The 24,190-nt window shown below is 53.5% G+C and carries 18 protein-coding genes; 1 reads left to right on the forward strand and 17 read right to left on the reverse strand.

Translation table 11 applies throughout. From position 1 onward, the window contains the following. Positions 1-215 precede the first annotated feature (215 nt). From NST44_RS29790 to NST44_RS29815, 6 genes are all read right to left on the reverse strand, one after another. Positions 216-2,492, reverse strand: a complete 2,277-nt coding sequence (locus NST44_RS29790) for an outer membrane protein assembly factor BamB family protein (RefSeq protein ID WP_007131591.1) — start codon at positions 2,490-2,492, stop codon at positions 216-218. 114 nt (positions 2,493-2,606) lie between these two features. Then, entirely contained in the window at positions 2,607-3,875 is a 1,269-nt protein-coding gene (locus NST44_RS29795) for a polysaccharide deacetylase family protein (RefSeq protein ID WP_251537169.1), read from the reverse strand. Between the two features lie 358 nt (positions 3,876-4,233). Next, positions 4,234-6,312, reverse strand: a complete 2,079-nt coding sequence (locus NST44_RS29800) for a stalk domain-containing protein (RefSeq protein ID WP_340901347.1) — start codon at positions 6,310-6,312, stop codon at positions 4,234-4,236. A gap of 2 nt (positions 6,313-6,314) precedes the next feature. After that, on the reverse strand, positions 6,315-7,520 hold the full coding sequence (locus tag NST44_RS29805) for a sensor histidine kinase (RefSeq protein ID WP_376773072.1): 1,206 nt from the start codon (positions 7,518-7,520) through the stop codon (positions 6,315-6,317). A gap of 57 nt (positions 7,521-7,577) precedes the next feature. Further along, positions 7,578-8,270, reverse strand: a complete 693-nt coding sequence (locus tag NST44_RS29810) for a response regulator transcription factor (protein WP_007131586.1) — start codon at positions 8,268-8,270, stop codon at positions 7,578-7,580. 180 nt (positions 8,271-8,450) lie between these two features. Then, a complete protein-coding gene (locus NST44_RS29815; protein WP_007131585.1) occupies positions 8,451-9,632 on the reverse strand; it encodes an acyltransferase in 1,182 nt (393 codons plus the stop codon). Positions 9,633-10,168: 536 nt separating this feature from the next. On the opposite strand from NST44_RS29815, the gene NST44_RS29820 reads away from it, so the two are divergent. Then, complete coding sequence (locus NST44_RS29820; RefSeq protein WP_007131584.1) at positions 10,169-10,918, forward strand: class I SAM-dependent methyltransferase; 750 nt, start codon at positions 10,169-10,171, stop codon at positions 10,916-10,918. A gap of 187 nt (positions 10,919-11,105) precedes the next feature. Here the strand turns inward: NST44_RS29820 and NST44_RS29825 are convergent, their stop codons facing one another. The 11 genes from NST44_RS29825 to NST44_RS29875 all read right to left on the reverse strand — a co-directional run bounded on the left by NST44_RS29825 (position 11,106) and on the right by NST44_RS29875 (position 23,657). Next, positions 11,106-11,594, reverse strand: coding sequence for a cation:proton antiporter regulatory subunit (locus NST44_RS29825; protein ID WP_007131583.1), 489 nt, complete (start codon positions 11,592-11,594; stop codon positions 11,106-11,108). Between the two features lie 84 nt (positions 11,595-11,678). Continuing rightward, the gene (locus NST44_RS29830; protein ID WP_340901350.1) at positions 11,679-12,899 is read right to left on the reverse strand and encodes a cation:proton antiporter; all 1,221 of its coding nucleotides are present in this window, start codon (positions 12,897-12,899) and stop codon (positions 11,679-11,681) included. A gap of 256 nt (positions 12,900-13,155) precedes the next feature. Further along, the gene (locus NST44_RS29835) at positions 13,156-13,758 is read right to left on the reverse strand and encodes a response regulator transcription factor (protein WP_007131581.1); all 603 of its coding nucleotides are present in this window, start codon (positions 13,756-13,758) and stop codon (positions 13,156-13,158) included. Beyond that, positions 13,755-14,888, reverse strand: a complete 1,134-nt coding sequence (locus NST44_RS29840) for a sensor histidine kinase (protein ID WP_213616688.1) — start codon at positions 14,886-14,888, stop codon at positions 13,755-13,757. Before NST44_RS29840 ends, NST44_RS29835 begins: the two co-directional genes overlap by 4 nt. 124 nt (positions 14,889-15,012) lie before the next feature. Then, on the reverse strand, positions 15,013-16,089 hold the full coding sequence (locus NST44_RS29845; protein ID WP_007131579.1) for a fatty acid desaturase: 1,077 nt from the start codon (positions 16,087-16,089) through the stop codon (positions 15,013-15,015). A 180-nt stretch (positions 16,090-16,269) separates the two neighbouring features. Further along, positions 16,270-17,262: a Gfo/Idh/MocA family protein gene (locus NST44_RS29850; RefSeq protein WP_007131578.1), complete on the reverse strand. Its 993-nt coding sequence runs from the start codon at positions 17,260-17,262 to the stop codon at positions 16,270-16,272. Between the two features lie 21 nt (positions 17,263-17,283). Then, positions 17,284-17,742: an acyl-CoA thioesterase gene (locus NST44_RS29855; protein ID WP_007131577.1), complete on the reverse strand. Its 459-nt coding sequence runs from the start codon at positions 17,740-17,742 to the stop codon at positions 17,284-17,286. A 762-nt stretch (positions 17,743-18,504) separates the two neighbouring features. Beyond that, positions 18,505-19,500, reverse strand: a complete 996-nt coding sequence (locus NST44_RS29860) for an ABC transporter permease (RefSeq protein ID WP_007131576.1) — start codon at positions 19,498-19,500, stop codon at positions 18,505-18,507. Continuing rightward, positions 19,497-20,987, reverse strand: coding sequence for a sugar ABC transporter ATP-binding protein (locus NST44_RS29865; protein WP_340901351.1), 1,491 nt, complete (start codon positions 20,985-20,987; stop codon positions 19,497-19,499). The genes NST44_RS29860 and NST44_RS29865 overlap by 4 nt, the downstream gene beginning before the upstream one ends. A 141-nt stretch (positions 20,988-21,128) precedes the next feature. Continuing rightward, positions 21,129-22,250 carry a sugar ABC transporter substrate-binding protein gene (locus NST44_RS29870; RefSeq protein WP_007131574.1) on the reverse strand — a complete coding sequence of 374 codons (1,122 nt, stop codon included), beginning with the start codon at positions 22,248-22,250 and terminating at the stop codon, positions 21,129-21,131. Between the two features lie 771 nt (positions 22,251-23,021). After that, a complete protein-coding gene (locus NST44_RS29875; protein WP_007131573.1) occupies positions 23,022-23,657 on the reverse strand; it encodes an SGNH/GDSL hydrolase family protein in 636 nt (211 codons plus the stop codon). Positions 23,658-24,190 lie beyond the last annotated feature (533 nt).

The following is a 24,190-nucleotide window of genomic DNA, read 5'->3' on the forward strand; positions in this document are numbered from 1 at the left end:
TATATAAATCGTCCCCATAGCCTCTACCCGGACTACGGGGACCATTCCTTATCTCTTAAGTTTAACTTACTTGCCGCCACTTACGATAACGGAGGCTCTTCCGGCTTCACTCATTTGGAAGAGCCTACTGATCATTTGCGGGATTTACCGCCGTATTTTAGAGGAGCTTACATCAACCTCATTTGCGGATTCCGCAATTCCCGTTTATCGCTCTCCTATCGAGTATGGTCCAATTGCCCCCCAGCAGCGTCCATCTCCGCCCCCCGCTCATCCAGCCGTTCCTTCAACTCCTCCGCATCATAACGGACGAACGCCCCGTTGACGGTACCGATATAGACTTCGCCATCGGCAATATTCAGTGCGCCGCTTCTTGCCGCCTGCTCGCGCAGATCGACGTTGCCGGTGGGGATGTCGCCTAACCTGCCAAGGATCCTGCCGTTCCCTTTGTCCAGGACGATTAGGTCGCCGCCAAAGCTAATAAGCAAATACCGGTCCAGGATGCCGAAGCTGCTGCCGACAAGCTGCGTAACATCTTCATTGCTCTTTAAAGAGGTCTTCATCTTCCAGATCGTCTCCCCGGTCTCTTTCTCGACGGCCGCCGGGATCCCGTTCAGCGTCAGATAAATGACATCCCCCTCCATAATACCGCGGGCGGCCCTGCCCTTCACCGTCCACAGCTCCCGCTGATTAACCGCATCGTACAGCACGGTCTCATATGATTTAGCCCCTGTGAAATAATTCCCGTCAAGCGCCCGCTGCACCAGAAGATAGCGCTCATCCAGCACCTCGATCCGCTCCATCTCATTCGCGGGATAGCTGCCCTCCCGCTTGCCGCTCTCCGTATTGAGCAGGGTCCATTTGTCTCCGAGCAGCATCCATCGGGAGGTCGTGCCGGGAGGCGACAACGGCTCATATCGGTATCCGCCGGTGAAGTAAGGATCCCATGCCGGATCATCCATCACCTTTTTACCTGATTTGTACGTCCAGGCGATCTTCCCGGTCATCGGCTCGTACGCCGTCAGCTTGCCGCTTTGCTCAATAAGCACATACGGATCTTCCGGGCCCTGATTCAGCAGCCGATACTCGCCGGACAACGTTTTTTTCCAGCGAAGCTTGCCGTTCTGCTGATCCACGACACTGAGCATGCTTTTCTTGGCATTCAAGTCCAGCCCTTCTAACAAAAGGATCGTGCCCGAGGCAGCGGTCATCGTAAGCCCGAACTCCGCTTTATGCTTTCTTTCCCACAAAATGCGCCCGTCCGTTAACCGGATATGCCGCACTCTGGACTCGTACGCCTTTTTCTCTGGATTATAGGCTGAATACATGGTGACATGTTCCCGCTTCCGATCCGGGACAGCCGTATACCAGCCGAAACCGGCATCCTGCTGCCACAGCTTCTTCCCCGTGCTCCGGTCAATCGCGTACAGGGAGGAGTTGTCATGCATCCCGCTGAATCCGCCGTCATCCCCCTTGATGAGCAGGACGTTCCGGCTGGCTTCCAGAAGGAAGGTGAAATTCAGGTTACCCTGATTTCTCCAGACTGGCCCAGCTTCAATGGTCCGCAGCAGCGGCATGGCCGAGAACCGATAGCTGAATGGATCATGGCTGCCCGCATAATAGTTCCCCTCAAATGCTGCGGCGTTCGGGAAGGTCCATTCCCAGGTGGTCAGCTTCCCGGCCGGGGAGAAGGTCGCCGTAAACAACGCCTCCCGTGCCTCATATCTCCAGGTCTCGCCGATCACCGGCGGCCGGCCCGAGCGCTGCTCCTTTACCTTCGGCTCGCCAAGCAGCTGCTTAACATAGGACTTGCTGTCACCTTCATCCACCAGGTAATCCGTCAAATTCCGCACAGCTTCGATCGGCAGCTCCGATGAAGGCTCCAGCAGCCCGGCAGGGAGCTTCTCCTTGGACTTCACATCCTTGGCCTTAACCCACATGACCGCGGGACGATAGATGGTGCGCTCCTTCTTCCATGGATCCGGACTAATCAGCACCCCGTACCAATCCTGCCACTTCGATACGGCAATGAGCGGCATGCTGCCCGCTTGCGAGGCTGGCCAGCGGACCGAGCTGCCCGGAGCCACGTAGATGCTGCTGCTGTCCGGAAGCTTTAGCGAGAGCGGATCGATATTCCGGACCTGCCCGGCTTCCTTGGACAAATACCATGCCGGGAGCCACAAATTACCCAGCTCATCCGATTCAATGAAAGCCATTTCTCCCTTGACATCGCTAACGCGGAACGTCTGGCCCGGTAGGCCGTAATAGGCGGCGTTGTGATTGCGCAGACTTCTGCTTCGGGACGGAGCATTTTCATAAAAGACTGCCTTCTGCCGAAGCGTGACTTTTCCGGGCTTCAAGCTCCCCGGACCATCCGCATATGCCGTGGGAACGGCCTCCTTCACTGGTTGAACCGGCAGCGAGACCAGCGAGAGACAGGTCGCTGCTGCTAGAACAATGCATAGCCGTTTCTTGATCGATAAACGTGAGCGCACAGGAATCACCCTTTCGAATACAAACCTTTACCATGTAAACGCTATTATAAGGCAATGCGTTCCCATTTGGAAACGAAAAAAGCTCCCTTCCTCCGAAGGGAGCTTGCGAAATTCCTATTCTATGCCGCCCGCATCCGCGGCCTGGGATGTGGTCATGACCGCCCGTTTCTTTTTATGGTTCCAATCCACCTTGATCTCATACTTCTTGCAGATCTCTCGCAGCGGAACGAGGATATCCTCCGTCGCCACTCCGGTCAGCATTTTGGAAAACTGGACGGCCTCCCCGTCAATCTTGAGCTTGGCTCCCTCTCCTGTCACCAGCTTGCGCTTGGTCGGATCCTGCCCCTTCAGCTTCGCAATGACCGCCTCCGGACTTTGATCGGATCTTCCTCCATTGATTCGGAATCCGTTACGGTCACCGCTTCCGTTCCGGCCTTCCTTCACCATGAACGAAGCCTCTACGCCGATGGAATCCAGCACGGCCAGCAGCTTGTCGTTGTAAGCCCCATACGGCAGAGCTACCGCGCTCCGGGTATTGCCGAGCTCCTCCTTCAGCCTTGCCTCGGCGCGAATCAGATCGTCCTTCACCCGCTGTTTATACTCATCCTCCGTCTCGATTCGCTTCTCATCCGGCAGGTACAGATTTCGGGTCGTTACCGGCTTCTTTCTGCCCTTCCCATCGGTATCCCCGTATCGATGCATATCATAGGTATGGTTATAGAAGCCAATGTCATGCTGTGCCATCTCCCGCATCTGATCCCAGGTCAGCTTCGGTCTGCCGCTGGCAGCAGGCTTATCGATGCTCGATACGATGATAAAGTTTGCGGCCGGATATTTATATTCTTTGAGAATCGGGTAGGCAAGTTGGTAAAAGCTTTCGTACCCGTCATCAAACGTAATCAGTACCGCATTGTCAGGGACCGGTTTCCCCTTCCCGATAAAATCCAAGTAATCATCCATGCTGATCGGCACAAACCCTTCCTTACGAAGCAGCTCCATCTGCTGCTTGAACTGCTGGGTGGACAAGATGTCGTCCCGGTCCGGCTTTTCCATGATGTCATGATACATCAGGACGCCAACCTTGCCGGAATAGTGTACGGCCTTGGCCTTTTCTTTCTCTTCCTCACCCTTCTTATCGGTCTCTTTCTCCCATTCCACCCGCTTGCCTAACGCTTGCTGTATAAACGATGCGGGAACCATCAGCTGTCCCTCATAAATCTCCGCAGCAGGCTCTTTGAACTCTTTCCCGTCCAGCGATATCGTCACTTCATCCGGTACCGGCGTCCCGCATCCCGTCACAAGGACGGTCGCCGCGAGCACCAATGCTGGCAATATCTTCGTTAGTTTGAATTTGTTCGTGAATGTACCCCATGATTTCTTCATTCCACTGCCTCCTTGTCTGTATCTGAGACACAGTATAAGGAAGACATCTTAACGGAAGTCGCCGGCAGATCTTAAGAAGCGCTTAAAGGTTGCTGAATAAATGGAGCCGCTTGGCAAGATCATGTTAAGGATGGAGGATAAAAGACAACCAACGGGCTATGGGTCCCGCTGTTTCTCCAACAGAGGCCCAAAGTCGATGCCGGGATGCGGAGGCATCAGGGAGCAGGATTGGAAATGAGACCGGGAACGAGAAAGTTCACACCGGCCCAGGAAAGATGGTCAAGGCTCTCTGTCCGACCATCTTACTGCCGAACCGACGAAAAAAAGCCCCCTATCAAGGGGGCGTTCACGAGCTTCATCAATCGTGTTGCTCAGGCAGCGGCATAAACAGCATATGCACCGGCAGGTTGCTGCCCGACGCGGGAATGAAGCCGATTCGAACGGTCTCCTCCTGCGCTCCGGTCCGGTACAGGACGCCGGCTTCGGATGAATTTTTCAAAATGCTGCCGCTTGTCATCTGCACCACTTCGCCGTTCACGAGCAGGGCGCCCGCATAATGCCCGCCACGCGCATTCAGCGCGACCAGGGTATTCGGCGCTACTTTCAGGCTCATCGAATAGAGCACGCCGGTGTTGCCAATATTCTTCTCGGCTTCGCCGGTAACGGCATCCACGCCTTCCAAATACCCGTCGAGCGAAGGATCCCCGAGCACAAGCCGCTGCGGGCTTTCGCCGACGACGCCGTCGACCTGGACCTCCCGGTCTGCGCCGGTAAACGTTCCGCGTACATGCTTGCCGTCCCGCGGAAGCACCGGCAGCTCTTTGAGCGCGGCCACCGGATCGCGCGATGGGTCGACCGCAACGACGGACAGCTTGATGTCGCCCTCGAGCTCCAGATCCGCGTAGATGGTCCGGACCTGGCTCGGCTTCAACGGAAGCTTCGTCCATTCCTGCAGCAGCACGGCCGATTCACCGGCCGGAATGTGTACCGTATCCGATATTCCGCCGGAGCTCAAGGCTTCCAAATAGCGGGTCACCGCCGCCTTTCCGCTCGTGGATACATACTGGGCCGGGCCGCCGATCCCGGCCGCGCCCACCTTGACCGAAGCAGCGGAGTTACCAGGGTTGGTAGCGATCAGGTAGACGTTCAAGTCCTTCTTCGAGCGGTTCTGATTATGAATATTAATCCGCACGTTGCCGGTTAGCGTATCCTCATAAGCAATGCCCTCTTCCGTTAAATGCTCCGGGCTGTTGCTGCGTATAAACTGCTGGCTTTCGTCCGGGGTGACTGAATAAGAAATTTCGTCCATCATCAGTACAGATGCGCCGTCGATATCGAATTTATTACCCATGGGGGTATATAAACGATCATACTGCTCCTTCGTGTACAGCCATTCATCCACCACGTTCACCGTCTTGCGGACCGAGGCCGATACGCCTTCGCTGTTTATCACTTCCAGCGTGACTTCATGCTCGCCGGGTGTGAAGAATGCCGGCTCATTTCCCTTCCACGTTTCCTTCACGATCTTATATTTCGGATCATGACTCGTATTTCGGTAGACCACCGGCTCGCCCAGACGGTATTCTATCTTGTCCGTCGTGAAGTCGGCAACAGGAGGTGAAGCTGCCGTCAATCGCTTGCCCCAGGTTAACGTAACTTTGTTACCTGTCACCGCAAGACTGCTTCCCGTCAGCTTGGCCCAGCTCCGGACGGGCACCATCATGCTCCCCCGGTATGTAGTAGCAGGCGCATCCATTCGAACCGTCGATCCATCCTTACGGACCGCCGAGCTTCCGTTCTTGAACCGCCACTCTCCTTCGCTTCCCTTTACGACAGCCTCTTTGGTCTTCGCGTCATAAGACAAGCCCCAGCCGTACAGCTTGGCCATCGTGCTGACCGGCACATAGCTGTACCCCTTTCGGATCATCATCTTCTGCGCGGCGGCTACCGGCTTCCCATTGAATATATAAGAAGCGGATCCCGTAGATATTACCAGCTTGTTGCCTTGCGTCTCCGTGCCTTGCGTTAAAGCTTCCGCCCCAGCGGAAGAGCCTGCGGGTTGTACTGCGTCGCTCGAGGCATCCGTCCCGGCCGAAGCTGCATCTTGCCCATCTTGAGCTGCCTGCCCGACCGAAGCTGCACTTGGATCCTCTTGATCTGCGGCCCCAGCCGAAGCTGCGTCTTGCCCCTCTTGGGCTGCCTTCTCACCCGAAGCTGCACCTTGCCCCTCTTGGGCTGCCTTCTCACCCGAAGCTGTGCCTTGCCACTCTTGAGCAACAGCCCCTGCAGAAGCTGCGCTCTGCTTCTCCTGGACTGCTGCCCCGCTAACCGGATCAGCGCCGGCAACCCCGCCCCAAGACGAGGCGGTCAAGAGCGGAACGGCCAGCATGACTGCTGCCAGCCGCTTCCGCCCCGGTTCGTATACGTTCTTCATCATTGTCATCTCCCTTTTGTTTCTTGATTGGCTTTCGCTTTGGGAAACCGCGTCGCGAAGGTTGTGCTCTGGCGATCGCTGCGCACCGAGATTTCGCCGCCCTGGACCTCGACAATGCTTTTCGTGATTGCGAGACCTAGGCCGGTTCCGCCTGTCTGCTTCGAACGCGAGCTCTCCACACGGTAGAAGCGGTCGAAGATGAACGGCAAGTCCCGTTCGGGAATCGGCTCGCCGTAATTCGTGAAGCTGACCAGGACGAAGCCGTCCACCTCCCAAACTGCAATATCAACAGCTCCGCCTGAGGCGCCATACCGGATCGCGTTGGACATCAAATTCTCGTAAGCGCGAACGAGCTGGCTGCCGTCAGCCATAATCGTGAGCCCATCCTCGGCCTCAAGCCGGCATTCCATACCCGATTTTTCCAAAGCCGGAACCGACTCCTCGATCAGCTGCCGGATGAATTGCGCCATATCGATCTCCTGCACCTCGAGCGGCAATCCGTTGTTGATCCGCGTATATTCGAATAAATCATCGATCAGCCTCTTCAGGTTTTGCGCCTTCTCGTAGGCGATATTCACGTAATATCGAAGCTCAACTTCATCCTGGTAGCGATCCTCCTCAATCACTTCCAGAAACCCCAGGATCGACGTCAGCGGCGTCCGCAGGTCATGGGAAACGCCGGTGATCAGATCGTTCTTCGTCTTCTCGGCACGGCGCTCCTCCAGTATCGATTGATACAGCTGCTTGCTCATCTGATTGATGCTGGCCGCCACCTCGCCGAGCTGGCTTCCGGGATGCTCCGGGATTTCGGTATCGAAATTGCCCTTGGCGATTTCCCGGAGACCGCGCGTAATTTCTTCGAGGTAAACATTCAATTCGTCGGCCATTCGGTTGATGCCCTCGGCTACACGGCCCAGCTCGTCCCGGGAAGAGAGGTCGATTTTATAATCGAAGCGGCCGCTGACGACCTCCTGCAGGCCGGTTTCGATCTTCGCCAGATCGCGGACGAACCACTTCGTGCTCATGTAATAGCTGACGAAGAACAGGATCATGCCAACCACAATCATAACCGGCTCCGACCCGATATTGTTGACCACCCAGGCCAAGGGAACGTTCAGCGTTGGAACCGTCAGGATCAGGGAACTTAAAGCATAGAGCGTAACCAGCAGGGCTGCCGTTATGCCGATGCTTGCAAGCAGCATAAGCAGCATTTTGATGCGGATGTTATCCGGCTGTATTCTTCTCAAATTAGTCACCTCTGCTATAGTCTACTCGATTTTGTACCCGATCCCCCAAACCGTTTTAATATATTGCGGATGCTGCGGGTCCTTCTCGATCTTCTCGCGCAGCTTGCGAATATGTACCATGACGGTATTCTTTGATTCCATGAACGGTTCGTTCCATACTTCCGTATAGATCTTGTCCATGCTGAGCACGAGCCCCCGATTGATCGCCAGCATATGCAGCAAATCAAATTCCCTTGGCGTCAGCTTGACCTCTTCGCCCGCCACCGTGACCCGGTGGGAAGCGGCGTTGATGATCAGCTCGTCGATTTGGATTTCGTTCTCATTCCGGGCGGTGCTGCTGTTCAGCTGTTTATACCTCCGAAGCTGGGATTTGATGCGGGCAATCAGCTCCAGCGGGCTGAAGGGCTTAGTGACATAGTCGTCCGCCCCGATGCTGAGCCCTGCGATTTTATCGATCTCCTGGCTTTTCGCCGACAGCATGATGATCGGAGTGTTGTTCTCCTCCCGGATTTTCATGCATGCCTGAATGCCGTCCATCTTCGGCATCATGACGTCCAGAATAATCAAGTCCACCTTATGCGTCTTCAAAATCTCCAGCGCTTCAATTCCGCTGTTGGCGGTAAGCAGCGTATAGCCTTCATTCTTCACATAGATTTCCATCAGTTTAATAATTTCGACTTCATCGTCGACCATCAGTATGGTTACTCCAGACATGGCCCCTCCTATAAAAATGCTGCAGCCTTATGCCCCGTGTCTTTCAGGACAGTCCCGCACAGGCCCTAAGTTGTTGTTTGTATGCCACCATGCTACCACATGCGCGCTGCCGTCGCACTTCCCCAGGGTTCCGCCTTCCTGCGCAGCACCTGTACCGCTGCCGGTAAGCATCGCGCAGCACTATCTGGATAACGGCACTCCCTGCTGCTCTTGCCGTCTCCGGCTTTTCTCTGTTTTTGGCACATTCCCGAATACGAGCCACGAGGCAGGAAGATATCGGACCGTCAACTCCACGACAAGCCACGAGCAGAACAGTGCAGCCAAGAAGCCGCCCGCATACCAAGCATGGGTCAGGACAGAATTACCCGTGGATAGCGGGAATTGCCGATAAACCAGCAGGAAAAACGGATGAATCAGATAGATCCCGAAGGATACCGCGCCCAGCCGCTCCAGCGCTGGGGTCAAGCCCCCCTTGAAGGTTCGGTACACGATCGACGCCAGCTGAAGCAGCACAATCGCCCCCAAATACGTATGCGCATTCCACATCAGCTCGTACAGCGTCGAATTGTACGCCGTCCCGTATAAACGGTTCGTGTAATAAATGTACACATGCCCAAGCCCGCAAGCCGCCCAGCTCAGCCACAGCAGGATCCATGAAACGGTGCGGACCGGCGTGGCGTTCGAGCGGCTAACTACCAGCCAAGCCTTCAGCTTCGGATAATAAATGCCGACGAAGGCCCCCAGCATGAAGTATGCGATATACGTCAGCGCCCAGCTTCCCTTATTCGGCACCTGCCAGTAATATTTGTTCAGAAACACGAAAGCCCACTGGATCGCCAGGCCGATCGGGATGGCCCACTTCGTAAGCTGCGGCACTTTTTTAAACAGCCACCAAGCAAGCGGAAACAGCACATAGAACTGAATGCTGATGAATACGAAATACAGATGCGTGTAGGCTTTGCCCGTCACCAGCTTGGTGAAGAAGCTTTCAACCGTATCCGCCAGCGATCGGTCCGGGTAGTACAGGAAGTGCAGCAGACCGAAATAGAAGATGGAGAACAGCGTGTACGGGATGATGATATACAGCAGTCTTTTCTTATAAAACCCGCCGATCCGCTGCCTGGTCATCGGCTGGCTGTAGTAGTTGTAGAATAGGACCAGGCTGCTCAAAAAGATAAATGTCGGTGTCCCGTATTTCATGAAGATATTCATGAAATTGTAGAGAAAAAAGTACTGGGATTCCTTCATGGCCGATACCGCATACGACGTCGAGTGGACGGACAGCACGCCGATAATCGCGAATGCGCGCACGAGCTGCAGTTCAGGCAGGCGCTCCCTTTGGGTTGCAATGCTTTTGTTCATAACTATACCTCTCATTTTCATCCGGATTTTTCTCTGTGGCCGATTCGGATTCACACAGTATACATGACAGTTCTTAACGCGAGGCTTCCAAGTTCTTAACAATTACTTAAGATTTTGGGTTCGCACCTCTTATGTATTTCGGCTTGTTCCCGGCAAATTCCTTGGCGTACAATGAATATAACCTTTTTTAAAAATCGGGGTGAATGGAATGTCGATCCCAAACGTTCGAAGTAGACGGCATGGGCAGGAGTAGAACCGGGCTTGGCAGCCAAGGGCTGGTCAAGGGTATCTGCCTAATTAAGGCTAAAACAGCTATGCTGGCCTTGCAAGCATATCTTCGCCTATTTCTTATATAGCCGGATGACCCGACTGGTGGATATGCCCTTATTCACTGCTAAAAAAGAAGTCTTCCGCATGCACCCGCCTGCCGGACGATAACAATCCGGGCACGCCATGACCCGGTATCCGCTCCTCCTAAGGCGAATGTGACCAACAGCAAGCGTCCAATATTCTCCTGACGAAAGGTGGAGCTAACCATGAATTCACAATCTTACGAGCATTTTTATGATGCGATCGGGGCCATCAACGGCTGGGACTTCAGCCAAGTCCGATGCATAAGCGAAGGCGCGGCATGGGATTTCTACGATACGGTGCGGCAAGCGTGCCGGAAAACCGATTGTCTGCTGGATATCGGAACCGGGGGCGGGGAGAATGCATTGTCTATCGCGTCCTCCCTCGCCTTCCTGATCGGGATCGATCTTTCCCGCCCCATGATCGAGGCGGCGAGCCGGAACCAGCGCCGGGCTTCGGTGACGAACGCGCGCTTTATCCCGATGAACGCCGATCGGCTGGAATTCCCGGCAGGGCTGTTCAATCTGGTCTCCTGCAGGCATGCACCATTCTCTGCCGCGGAAGCGGCCAGGGTATTAACCGATGACGGCGTACTCATCACCCAGCAAGTGAGAGAATCCGATAAGTCGAACCTGAAGAAGGCCTTCGGCAGAGGGCAAGCCTTAGACCAGGAAGACGGCGCCTTAAGGGATCGCTATATCGCAGAGTTACGGGAAGCAGGCTTTCGCGATGTACAATATGCCGAGTACGATGCTGCCGAATATTATGAACGCGACGAGGATCTGCTCTTTCTGCTGAAGCATACGCCGATCATTCCGGGCTTCGGGGAGGATGAGCAGGATTACCGCATTTTGCAGCAGTTCATCGATGAGTTCCGCGAAGCGCGCGGCATTCGGACGAACGCCGCCCGGTTTATGATCATTGCCAGGAAGTGAGGTGCGGCTCTGGGCAGCATGTCTACTACGGAAGCGCGGTAGATTTGAATTCGAGCATTACGCCAAATTCGCTCCTCGCTTGGTTCACGCCTCTATTTAATAGACGACTTATAACAAAAAAAGTCTGCCTCAAGGTCCATTGCCCTGGGACAGACTTTTTCATAAATAGCAGCACGTATGCTTCTAACTAGCCGTTCACGAGCAGCTCCTTCAGCTGCTTGATCTGCTTCCGCTCGCCGGCCAGAACCAGCGTTGAGCCTGCCGTCAAAATATCGCTCGGCCCCGGATTGATCTTCTGTTCATTCCGCTTCACAATCGCCAGCACGTTGGCGCCGGTTCTCTGGCGAACCTCCAGCTCGGCGATCGTCTTATCGACGCATTTGTAATGCGGCTCGATACGCGCCCACTCGATGATCAGATCCTCAAGCGTAACCTCGATCGTCTCCAGCGCCTTCGGCTTGTAGGTCATGCCGCCGATAATACCGGCAATTTGACGGGCCTCATCGTCCTCCAGCGTGATTTGGGAAATCGTCTCATCGGGGTTGTCATCTTCAAAATGGTACATTTCTCTGCGGCCGTCATCGTGGATGACGACAACCAATTTATCCCCTGATCTCGCCTGGATCACAAACTTCTTCCCGATACCCGGCAGGTCCGATTCGCGAATAATACTCATCTGTAAATCCTCCGTTCTGGGTTCATTCAATCTCTTGATTATATAGACTCCTTGTCAGAAAGTAAATCGGCTTGGTTCATCTTCTTAGACATTCTTCTTCTTCTCTTTCTTTACGGGGTCGGTCCATTTGAATATTTTATTCATTCCATGGTACATAAGCTTCGATTCTTTTGCAAACAGCGGACCCAGAATCGCCAGAATCAGGACATACAGCGCGGAGAAAGGCTTAAGCACCGCCGCCAAGCCTCCAGCCAGGCCCAGGTTGGCCACGATAATGGTAAACTCCCCGCGGGCCATAATGGTAAGGCCGATGTTCAGAGACGACTTATGCTGCAATCCGGCCTTTCGTCCGGCAATCATGCCGGCCACGATATTGCTGACGATTGTCAAAATCACCGCTCCAAGCGCCAGCCAGATCGCATCTCCCAGTGTGGTCGGATCAATGCTGAGGCCAAAGCTGAAGAAGAAGATTGCTCCAAAGAAATCACGAAACGGAATCACCAGATGCTCAATGCGTTCACTATGCTCCGTCTCCGATAAGGCAAGCCCGAACAGCAAAGCGCCGATCGCTTCGGCCACATGCAGCGTTTCGGAAAATCCGGCAATAAAGAACATCGCCGAGAACACGACGATAATAAAAATCTCACTCGACGTAATATTAAGCAGCCGATTAAGAATCGGAGGCCCTTTTCTCGCGATAACAAAAAACAACAGCATGTACGCGATGGATATGAGGACCGAAAGGACCGTCCCGCCAACCGTCGTGGATCCGCCAAGCAGCAGCCCGGACATAATCGATAAGAACACCGCCAGGAAAATATCATCAAACAGGATAATCCCGAGAATCAGCTCGGTTTCCGCATTCCCGGTCCGGCGCAAATCCACCAGTACCTTGGCGACGATCGCACTGGAGGACACCGACAGCATCCCTGCAATAATGAGCGTCTCATAGAAAGACATTTGAACCAGAAAGCCGTAAGCCAGGCCCAGAACAAAGTTCAACAGCACATAGATGGAGCCGCCGACGACGATATTGCGGCCGGATTTGATTAGTTTCTGAACGGAAAACTCGAGACCCAAATAAAATAGCAAAAACAATATCCCCATCTGTCCCAGAAAATGAATGATTTCCTGGCTTTCGATAAACCGGAAGTCCAGAATCCCGAGCTTAGGCGCATGCGGTCCGACCAGCATTCCAAGCACAATCAGAAACGGGATGATGGAAAACCTCAGTTTACCTGCAATGATGGAAGCAATCGCTACCAGCAGCAGCGCTGTTCCGACTTCAAATACGATATGGTCCATAGCTGTAGTTCCTTCCTTCTGCCCAATCATAATAACGGATCGAACATCCATTTCAGCTGCTTTCGGCAGATCGTCATTAGCATCTACATTATTTCCAACTAACGAAGCAATATCCAAAATGGTATGGGGAGGCAAACCGAGCAACAGGAATCTGTATGGATCGAGCCTGACCAGACAAGCATCTAGGTTTCATATGCAAAAAAAAAGATGCCCCCCGGCTGTCCGGAAGCGCATCGCTTGAATATCGTTATGTTGTTTATTTGAACCAGCCTTTTTCTTTGAACCGCGTAATGGCTTCGATCCGGTTGCTAACGCCGAGCTTATCCAGAATGACCGAAATATAATTTCGGACGGTGCCCGTCGTAATAAACAGCTGGCTTGCAATCTCCTTCGTGTTCTTGCCGTCGGCGATCAGGCCTAGCACTTCCTTCTCGCGCTCGGTGAGCGGGTTCTCCTCACCGCTATAGGCTTCATCCACAAGCTCCGAAGCATAAATCCGCCTTCCGGCCATAATGCTTCGAATCGACGTGGCCAGCTCCCCGCTTGGCGTATCCTTCAGCAAGTAGGCGTTGGCTCCCGCCTTTAATGCCCGTTCGAAATATCCGGGTCTCGCAAAAGTCGTAAGGATCATGATTTTGCAGCCGCTATCCTTGATCGCCTCCGCCGCTTCAAGGCCGTTCATGAGCGGCATTTCGATATCCATAATGCATATATCCGGCTTATGGATCCGGACAAGCTCTACCGCTTCCTTCCCCGTTCCTGCCGTTCCGACCACCTGCATATCCGGTTCAAGATCAAGCAGCGAGGCTAGCGCGCCAAGCAGCAGCCGTTGATCCTCGGCGATGACGATTCGGATCATATCCCCGCCCCCCTTTCCGACATTCTGTGAACGCTCGGGACCCGAATAATGAGCGTTGTCCCTTCGCCCGACACAATCTCCAGGCTTCCATTGACGAATTCCAGACGTTCTCTCATTCCACGAAGCCCGTTGCCGGGATGGACAGCATGCCCCATAATGCCCGTTCCATTATCCTTTACCCTGACGATAAGCTCCGTCTCGGTCTGCTCCATCGAAATGGTGCAGACCGTTGCATTGCTGTGCTTTACAATATTGTTGACCGCCTCTTTCAGGCACATGCTGATGACGTTCTCATTCATTAACGAGATATTGTCCGGCGTGGTTGTACCTTCTAGTGTCAGTTCAATCTGCGCTGCCTTCAATATCTGCTGAATCCGGAACATCTCATCCGCAATTCGGGTGCCTCTCATCCTGGTCACCATCTCGCGGACCTCCGTTAAGGCGGTTCGGGCAGTCTGCTGCACATCGTCGATTTCGGCCTTTGCCCTTTCCGGATCCTGTGCGATCAGCCTGCCCGCCAGATCGCTCTTCAAGCCGATTAACGACAGCTTCTGCCCCAGCGTATCATGCAGATCCCTTGCAATCCGCTGCCGTTCCTCCAGCTTCACCAGCTCCGAAATCCGTTTGTTCGCATCTTCCAGCTGCCCCTGCAGACGGTCGTTCTTGTTGCGGTTATAGTTGGTGACCGGAAGCAGGATGACCCCGACAACGCTGACGAGCACGAACGGCAATTGCGTAATGAAGAGCGGGTTTCTTGTCAGCAGGCCGTAGTTGACAGTAATGAGCGTCGTCAGCAGATGAATGGAATACAGCGTAATGAACCCGACTTTATGTTTAATATTCCCGATAAAAAATGCGAGAAACAGCGAGAAATACACGTAACCGAACAGAAGGGACATCGTGATCGATATGAGAATCTGCAAACTTGTCCAGAAATATACGAGCCAGCCCTTCGACAAGAAGGACAGCACGTAGAATAGAAAGAACATGCCGATCATCAAGATGCCCATAACGATCTGGTAGGTGGAGGTTGACCGGAAGATGAAATAGAACGGCAGAATATAAAAGACGACCCATACATAAGGGCTCAGCCCCGTGCTTCTATGAAAAATCTGATACCATTTTTGCATGAAGTCCCACCTTTTAGTAACCGCCGATTAGGTCAATTTCATCTTCCGTATACCTTTCCCTTGCCTGAGCGGGGCGTCGTGCCCCCGTAACATCCTCTATCCTTATTCTTACCCTGAATCCAAGCTAAGATTTACTCTGCACGACCGTTCTACCCTTGATCGCGCTGACCTCCGGAACGGAAGCCGATCCTTGCGGCTTGCGCAGCAGCGCCTTGGCCTCCTTGAAGGTAACAAACACTTTCCGCTCTTCATCCCATAATCGGAAGCTGATCGATTTGAAGCTCGTTTTTAATGTGATGGTCGTTGCCTTCTGAAGAGGCGGAGAAGCTTCATGCGCTTTTTCCAGATTGTAATTCGGAACCTTGGGACTTAGATGATGGACGTGGTGAAATCCGATATTACCGGTAATCCATTGCAGCGGGCGCGGCAGCTTGTAATACGAGCTTCCCTCCACCGCCGCATTGACGAAGCTCCATTCTTCATCATGCTCATAATAGGTGTCCTCGAATTGATGCTGAACGTAGAACAGCCAAATGCCCAGCATGCCCGAAAGAAGGAAAATCGGTGCCTGGATCAGAAGGAATGCCTGCCATCCGGTCGCCCAGCATAGCAGAGCGTATAGCACGAGAATCGATCCGTTCGTAATGTACGTGTTCAGCTTCTCCTTGCGCCCGGCTGCCTTTCGGTTGAAGCGGTAAGAGACGAGGAATACCCAGATCGGCCCGAGACCGAACATCACAAGCGGATTCCGGTAAATTCTGTAGGACAGCCTTTGCCACAGCGATGCATTGCGGTATTCTTCCACCGTCAGCACCCACATATCCCCGATTCCCCGTTTATCGAGATTGCTGCTCGTTGCATGATGGATCGAGTGGGTACTCTTCCATTGCTCATACGGGCACAGCGTCAGAATGCCGGTAATCGTGCCGAGAATCCGGTTGGCGCGGCGGCTCTTAAAGAACGATTGATGACAGCAGTCATGAAATATAATAAACGTCCGGACCACAAAGCCGGAAGCGATCAGCGTAATCGGAAGCGTCAGCCAATATGATACCGAAAGGCTCAGGTAAGCTGCATACCAGAGCAGTATCAATGGAATCAGTGTATTCAACAGCTGGCGAATGCTCGCTTTGGTATCAATTACTTCGAAAGGAGTCATGTTTTTTTTCAAGCTGGACAATCTGTTATCGGGCTTAGCCATCGTTGTCTTCCCCCTCGTTTTAAGGCGCAAGGACGTTAGAAATGAATCGGTCACGCACTTGTCTTCTTTAATTATAGACAGTGGGAGGTGTGCACCGTAGTCATAAACGTCATTTCGAGGGGATGACAAATATCATATACCGCTTGGTTTTTGACTCGTTAGGCTAAGTTCGAGTCCCGCTCAACTCCGTGTATCCGCCGGGAACACGAGTCCGATCTGCCTTCTGGCCTCCTCCATGATTTCTGCAGTAATCAGAGAATTCGCCAGGGTGTTGACTGCGCTCTCCCTTTCCCCGCATTTTAGGAGATCGATGAATTCCCGCACTTCGTAATACATGGATTCGTGGGTCTGCAATTGGGTCACGTTCTCGATCGTCCCGTCCCGGTAATGAATCTTCACGTCATACGGCTGGTTGATCTTATCGATGATCATCGTCCCGATCTCGCCCTGGATTTCAGCCGGCGCGTAGGAATCACTGATTTTGGAGTGCATAATGACAGCGTCCATCTCAGGGTATGACAGAATCAAGCTTCCTTCCCCGTCCACCCCGGAGGAGAGCATATAGCCCGAAGCCTTCACGGTATCCGGCTTGCCGAACAGGGTAACCATCGGATAGAGACAGTAGATTCCCAGATCCATCAGCGATCCGTTGGAAAACTCGGGATTGAAGGCGTTCAATACAGTCCCCTGCTTAAAAGCATCATATCTCGAAGAATATTGGCAGTAGCTTGCAAAATAGCGCCGGATCGGGCCAAGCTTGTACAGATTGTCCCGCACCGTTTGAAAATTCGGCATCAAAGTGGACTTAAGCGCCTCCATCAGCAGAACGTTATTTCTTTTGGCGGCGTCGATCATGGCTTGAACCTCGCTTGCATTCGAGGCCATCGGCTTCTCGCACAGCACATGCTTGCCGTGATTCATGCACCGGATCGCCTGCTCCGCATGGTATGAATTCGGGCTTGCAATATATACGGCGTCGATTTCCGCCTCTTGCAGCATTTGATCCAGATCGGTGTACACATCGGGGTCTGCATATTTAGCCGCAAACGCCCGTCCCTTCTCCTCCGTGCGCGAATAAACCGCTGCGAGCAGAAACTCCTCCGCCTCCAGGGCTGCTTGAAGAAAACGCTCCGTTATCCAGTTTGTGCCGATGACGGCAAATCGGGTAGTCATCCTTATATCCCTTCCCTTCCTCTAGGTTCTTGTTCCTTCAAAAGCGAGAATCCGTTCCTTGGCCGCATCCGGTATCGGCGTACTCTTGCCGGTAGCCGTATCGATGAGCACGATCGTCCCCCGCCCGGCGGCTTTCAGCTCGCCGCGCACGACTACGGCGTAGTGCACATCCATGGAGGAGCGTCCGATCTCAGCCACTTTGACGCGCAGCTTAAGCGGATCCTTCAAATACAGCTGCGCCAGGTACTGGCATTCCAGATCAGCCACAACCGATACATGCTTCTCGCTGAATAAATCCTCGGTTAAGCCCAAATGCTCGAAGTATTCAATCCGTCCCTGTTCAAAATACATGAAGTAGCTGACATTATTGACATGACCCAGCATGTCCGTCTCGCAATAACGAATTTTGATTGGAATCTCGAAATGGAATGAATCGATCCAGGTTTGCGGATCAGGTTGTACAAAGGTTGGTTTTTTCATGATGAGTCCCCCTTCTATGTAATAAAGAAGCCGCGGGTGCATTTGAACCGGATGTGGGCAAGACCATAATGTATGCCGCTTGAATCGCCGTGCTCCGCGATATTTTGATCTGATGATTCGGGAAGAAAATCCGTTTACAAAGGCGATCTCTGCCTTTTCTACGGATCATTTTACTCCCTTGCCTGCATCTCATTCTATTGTTCATCCGATCTGTCAGCCTTCTACAAGGATAATGAATCCGCGCCGGACCCGTCAACTGCCTTGTGGCTGCGAAAGCCGGAAGGTCCGCCAACCTACCGGCTTTTTCTCCACGTCGGCAAGCCTCTCTCCAGAACAAGCAAAGAGGCAGCACGGGTTATGCCGTACTGCCTCTATCGTTATTTCCTTGATATATAACTGTGGATGCTTTGTTGCCTGTTGCTCTATTGCTTTGTTGCTCTGTTGCTCTGTTGCTCTGGTGCTCTATTGCTCTGGTGCTGGTGCTATTGTTCTCTGATACTCTGGTGCTCTGCTCACTCTGTTTTGCTATGCTCACTCTGTTGCTATGGTGCATTTGTTGTTGCCTTGGTGCTCTGTTGCTCTGGTGCCGTGTTACGCCGGCTGCCATTTTGATTATTCTGAGGTTGTAATCGATGTTCTGTGAACTTTCTTTATAGCTCCGGGCTTAAATGGGTTCCTTTTCGAACATCGGAATGTTCGTCTTGATGATCTCCTCACATGCTGCAACGGGCCGCTCAAGGAAAGGAGCTGCCGCCTCGGACGTCACTTTCTCTTTCTGTAATAGGTTAGGGCCAGCGCAAGCGCCAGTACGGAGCCCTTCACGATGTCCATGGCATAGTACGGCACGGACAGCATGATCAGCCCGTTTTGCAAAATTCCGATCAGCACCGCGCCGACGAATGTTCCAAGCGCATTCGGTTTTCCTGCCCCGAAGACGGAATAGCCGATAAATGCGGCTGCCACCGCGTCCATTAAGTACGGGCCTCCTGAATTCACCTCTGCGGTCATGACGCGCGCGCCCAGAATAATGCCGCCGATGGTCGCGAACAGGGCGGATACGAGGTATGCGATCAGCCGATATCGGCTCACCGGTATGCCGGATAACGCCGCCGCCTCGCGATTGCCGCCGATCATGTACATATATCGTCCATGCTTGGTGTAGGTCAAGAACAGGTGGACGATCAGAACCACAAGCACCATAATGACGATGATCCATGGCACCTGTCCGATTTTTTCGAATGCCGTCGGGATTTTTCCGGTTGCAAAGTCGCCGCTCGGCATGATCATGTTTTGCGATATCGTTGCCCCCCGGGTATAGGTCATGGCCACTCCCTGGAAGATAAACATCGTAGCAAGGGTCATCAGCATATCGTCGATCTTGAAATTGATGACCAGGAAGGCATTGATTAAGCCAACCGCCAAGCAGATTAGCAGCGTAAGGCCGATACCGATGCCGATTTGCTGCCCGTGCCAGACGAACATGGAGATGACCAATGCATTGGCAAGGGTGGCCGTCGAGCCGACGGACAGGTCAAAGCCGCCAACCGATAAAGATACCGTTAATCCGACCGCAATGATCGTTACAATCGAAATCGAGCGGAGGATGTTAATGATATTGCTGGTGCTTAGGAAACTGTCGGCAACCGTGCCGAACACGAGAATGAGCACCGCGACCGTGATCAGCGTGCCGTATTTGTATAGAAAGTCAAACGCGAAACTCGCCGCCGGCTTCTCCTTCAAAGGTTTTGCTGTATTCATGTCAACCCGCCTCCTGTGCAATAAAGCAAAATTTCCTCTTCCGTGGATGCCCGCGTATCCAGCTCTTTCGTAATCGCGCCGTCATACATGATGTACACCCGATCGGTAATGCCGACGATTTCCGACAGCTCGCTCGAGGCATACAGCACGGATTTGCCGCGCTTCGCAAGCTCGGCCACCAGCTGAAAAATGTCCCGCTTCGCGCCTACGTCAACGCCCTTCGTCGGCTCGTCAAATATATACACATCCGCATCCGCCAGCAGCCACTTGCCGATCGCCACCTTCTGCTGGTTGCCGCCGGACAGGTTTTTCACCCTTGCCTTTTCATTCGGTGTCTTAATGCCAAGCTGGTCGATCATGTCCCTGGCGGCCTGTTTCTCTTTGTCGAAGCTGAGCCACGAGCCCCATTTGGTAAAGCGCGACAGTACAGAAGCCGTTAAATTGGCGGATACCGACTCCTCCACGAACACGCCTTCCCGGCGCCGTTCCTCGGGAACAAGCGCAATACCCTGACGCACGGCGTCGTGCGGAGAAGAGATGCGCAGCCGCTTGCCGTTCAGGGATATCTCACCCGTGGATGTGCTCGAAGCGCCAAACACCGCTCGGCACAGCTCGGTTTTTCCGGCGCCGACGAGGCCTGCCAGGCCTACGATCTCCCCTTTGCGGATATGGAAATCGACATGCTGGACTTTCCCCGGGTCATGGAGGCTGCGTGCCTCGAACGCTACCTGGCCGATCTCCCGTTCGATATGCGGAAACTGCTGCTCCATTTTGGCGCCAAGCATGTGCTCCACCACCTTCGGCTGAGCGATGTCCGCAATCCGCTGGCTTACGACATGCCGGCCGTCCCGCATGATGGTGATATCATCACAAATTTCATACAGCTCCGGAAGCCGGTGCGATATGAAAATGATGGCTACCCCGTCTTCCTTCAATTTTCGGACCAGCTTGAACAGCTGCTCGGTTTCGCTGTGGCTGAGCGGCGCCGTCGGCTCGTCCAGCACCAGAATCCGGCACTGCTTGGACACGGCTCTGGCGATCAGCACCATTTGCTTCTCCGCCAAGGTCAGCTCTGACACGAGCTTACGGCTCGGAACGCGGATGTTCATGCGTGCCAGCACAGCCTCTGCCTCTTGATGCAGCCCGTTCCAGCGAATAACCTGCCGGCCTCCCATATCATGGACCATCCGGTCGAGCATGATGTTCTCGCCGACCGACAGGTTCGGAATGAGCGCCGTATCCACCTCTTGATAGACGATCTGGATGCCCAGATCCTTCGCTTCCTTCGGGGACCTGATATTCACCTGGCGGCCATCCAGCCATATCTCCCCCTCATAATGGCTGTACGCGCCAGATAGAACCTTCATAAGCGTCGATTTACCGGCTCCGTTCGCACCGATCAGCGCATGCGCCGCTCCGGCGGCCGCCTGAAAATCAACAGCGTCAAGCGCCTTAACGCCCGGAAATGAAATTGATATTCGCTTCATTTGAAGTAAAGGCGCCGCCCCAGGCTCCGTAGCCGGGCGTGTTCTAGTTGCCTCCAAACCGCTTCGCACATGTCCTCTTCCCTTCAAATAGGATAGAGCGCCCTTATCGAATGACCGATAAGAGCGCCTGTATGCCGTAGCTTATTTTCCGTTTGCTTCTTTAAGGGCCTTCATCCAATCTTCCTCGAACTCGGTGCTGGTGCCCCAGTCAGGAATAATATTGGCCAGGTTCACCATATTGACCGCCTCGGAAGCTCCCTCCAGGCTGGAACGTTCAATCAGCACAGGCTCGAGGTTGTGGGTTTCCGGCGTTTCCTCGCCGGCAATCTTCTTGGCCAGCAGTCTGACGTTAACGGCGCCGATCATTTTCGGATCCACCGCCGCCGTCGCTACCCATGGGCTGTTCTCTTTTTGGATCAGCTCCAGGTCCGCGTTCGAAACGTCAATGCCGTAAATTTTGATCTCCGTGCGTCCCGCTTCCTCAAGCGCTCTCGCGGCGCCGATCGCGAAGGCATCCCAGGTCGCGAAGATCGCGTCGATCTCGCCCTTCGGATATTTCGTCAGGATGGCGGATACGGCATTCTGCGTGTCGAGCGAGGTTTGGTTGCTTGCAACACCGAAGCGCTCCACCTCTTTGATGCCCGGATTATTCTTCAACGTTTCTTGATAAACCGCATTTCGGCGTACCATCGGCGGAAAACCGTCGACCCATAGGTACACAATGTTAGCGTCCGGCCCCTGCTCTTCCACCAGCTTGTCCAGCGCCAGCTTCGCCAGCTGCTCGTCGTCCTGCGAGGTCTGGGTCACGCCTTCAATTTCGCTAAGTTCCGGAAGGGAGTCAAAGGTAACGACCGGAATGCCCTTCGCGGTAATTTTCTTCACGTCTTCAACGGTTGCCGGATCGTCGCCGTGCGAAATGATGAAGCCGTCGTAATCGCTATCAATCGCCTGAGCGATCGCATCATGAAACTTCGCGGAGTCTCCGTTGGCGGAGAAGGTATCGACCTTGAATCCCAGCGCCTCCCCCTCCTGCTTCGCACCTGCCAAAAATTGCGCCGTGTGGTCATCGCCGCCGATTTTGCGGACGACCATCAGCTTGACCGGATCCTTCTCGGCGATGCCTGCCGGCAGATTCTCCACCTTGTCCGAAAGCTTGCCGGCATTGCTGCCTCCGCCGCTGCCCGATTCGGCACAGCCTGTCAAGACGATGACGAATGCGAGCACGAGCGCCGTAAAACTGCGTACATGTTTACTTCCTCTCATGTTCTCTCTCCCCCTGTTTCCCCTAAAAAAGACTTTAATACAAGTAATCCTATAGGATTTAATGAGGAGCGTCAACACTTATTTTTTCGCGTTAATGCTTTACAAGGGATAGGTGGCAATAAGATGGCGTGAGAAAGGACAATTTACCTCCTTCTCCCGCCGCAAGTACCTAAAAGGAACTTGCTCCGCCCATCTACCACCATTCTCTCGCCACAGGTACCTAAAAGGGACTTGTTCCGCACAATTCACCTCCTTCTCCCGCCACAAGTGCCTAAAAAGGACTTGTTTCGCCCATTTACCGCCGTTTCCCCACCACAGGTACTTAAAAGGGACTTGTTCCGTCTATTTACCACCGTTCTCTCACCACAGGTACTTAAAAGGGACTTGTTCCGTCTATTTACCTCCATCCTCCCACCACAGGTACCTAAAAGGGACTTGTTCCGTCTATTTACCACCGTTCTCTCACCACAGGTACTTAAAAGGGACTTGTTCCGCTAATTTACCTCCATTCTCCCACCACAGGTACCTAAAAGGGACTTGTTCCGCCTACTTACCGCCTTTCTCCCGCTACAGGTACTTAAAAGGGACTTGTTCCGCTAAAGTTACCTAATAAATAGCCAACCAGAAATTCCGGCTTGCCTAAAATACAAAAGGCTCCGGACGATACACAACCGCCCGCAGCCTTGTCACACCCCGAAAGTAAAAGCCAGCGCCAGCCAAATAAGGCGCCCGCCATACTCCCGCACCTCAAAGTTCTACGCTCATTCTAAATTAGCTAAGACGCACACCCATCGTTTCAAGCCACGCCTTCGCGATCAGGCCATGGCCCGCAGGAGACGGATGCACGCCGTCCGGCGCCCAGAAGGAAGCTTCGCGCCGCACCGCAGCGGCAGCAAACAACCCGTCCAGCGGCACCAGCAGTGCGCCGTATTCAGCAGCCAAGTCCCGCACCGCATGGATCTTCGGATCGAGGTCCTCGCGCCATGCTCTCCGATCCTCCGGATGCGGAAGCACGAACGGCTCGACCATAATGAGCTTCGCGTCCAGGGCCGACTTCGTCCGTTCGATCAGCTTCCGATATCCGTCCTTGAAGTCCTGCGTGCTGGTCGGATCCCCGCTATCATAACGGCGCCAGCAATCATTGATGCCTATGTAAATCGATACCCAATTCGGCTTCAAATCCAGGCAGTCCTCTTCCCAACGCGCATTCAAATCGACCACGCGGTTCCCGCTGATCCCTCTATTCAGAAAAGTCACGTTCATTTCAGGAAAGTTCATGCCAAACCACGAGTCGACGAGCAGCGGATACCCGTTACCCAGACTGTTCGGATTATTGCGGTCACGTCCGCAATCCGTAATGCTGTCTCCTTGGAAAAGTACAATATCTCCTTGCTGCAAACGATTCATTTCATGTTCCTCCTTCATAAGTGCGAAGCTGTTGTACGTACAATGGGAAATCTAGCAGGCTGTCACAGCCGGTGAGAACGCTTTACGTTTTATATATTTGTCATGCGGTCCGCAAACTCCTCTATTTTATGGCCCTCCTCAGGAGTTTTTTTCCACATCCCCAGCAGCTCTAGACCACCTTCATGTGATACCGAGCAACGATCGACGAAGGCCTTCCGCGGTCGCCGTTAAAGATACAATCTCAATACACCAAATCCCAAAGAATGCAATCAGGCATCACAAGAAATCGAGGGAAAGGCCGCGAAAATGCCACACCGGCGCTTCTCCCGATTACCAAATTCCCCACCAGCCCTAGACAGCCGCACAGCAACGCCGAGCCCTCGTAAGCAACTCTAATATAACGCAGGACAGACTGGCCACGCCGGGGCCCTCCTTAACCGTTTATTTAAGAGATTCATCGGATAAGCCTGCTCAGTGAGCAGCTGCAGCACTTCATTATTAGTATTAAAAGATACGTAGCGTATATCAAAAAA

This window comes from Paenibacillus sp. FSL W8-0919 (assembly GCF_038003785.1).
Taxonomy (GTDB): Bacteria; Bacillota; Bacilli; order Paenibacillales; family Paenibacillaceae; genus Paenibacillus_AQ; species Paenibacillus_AQ lactis.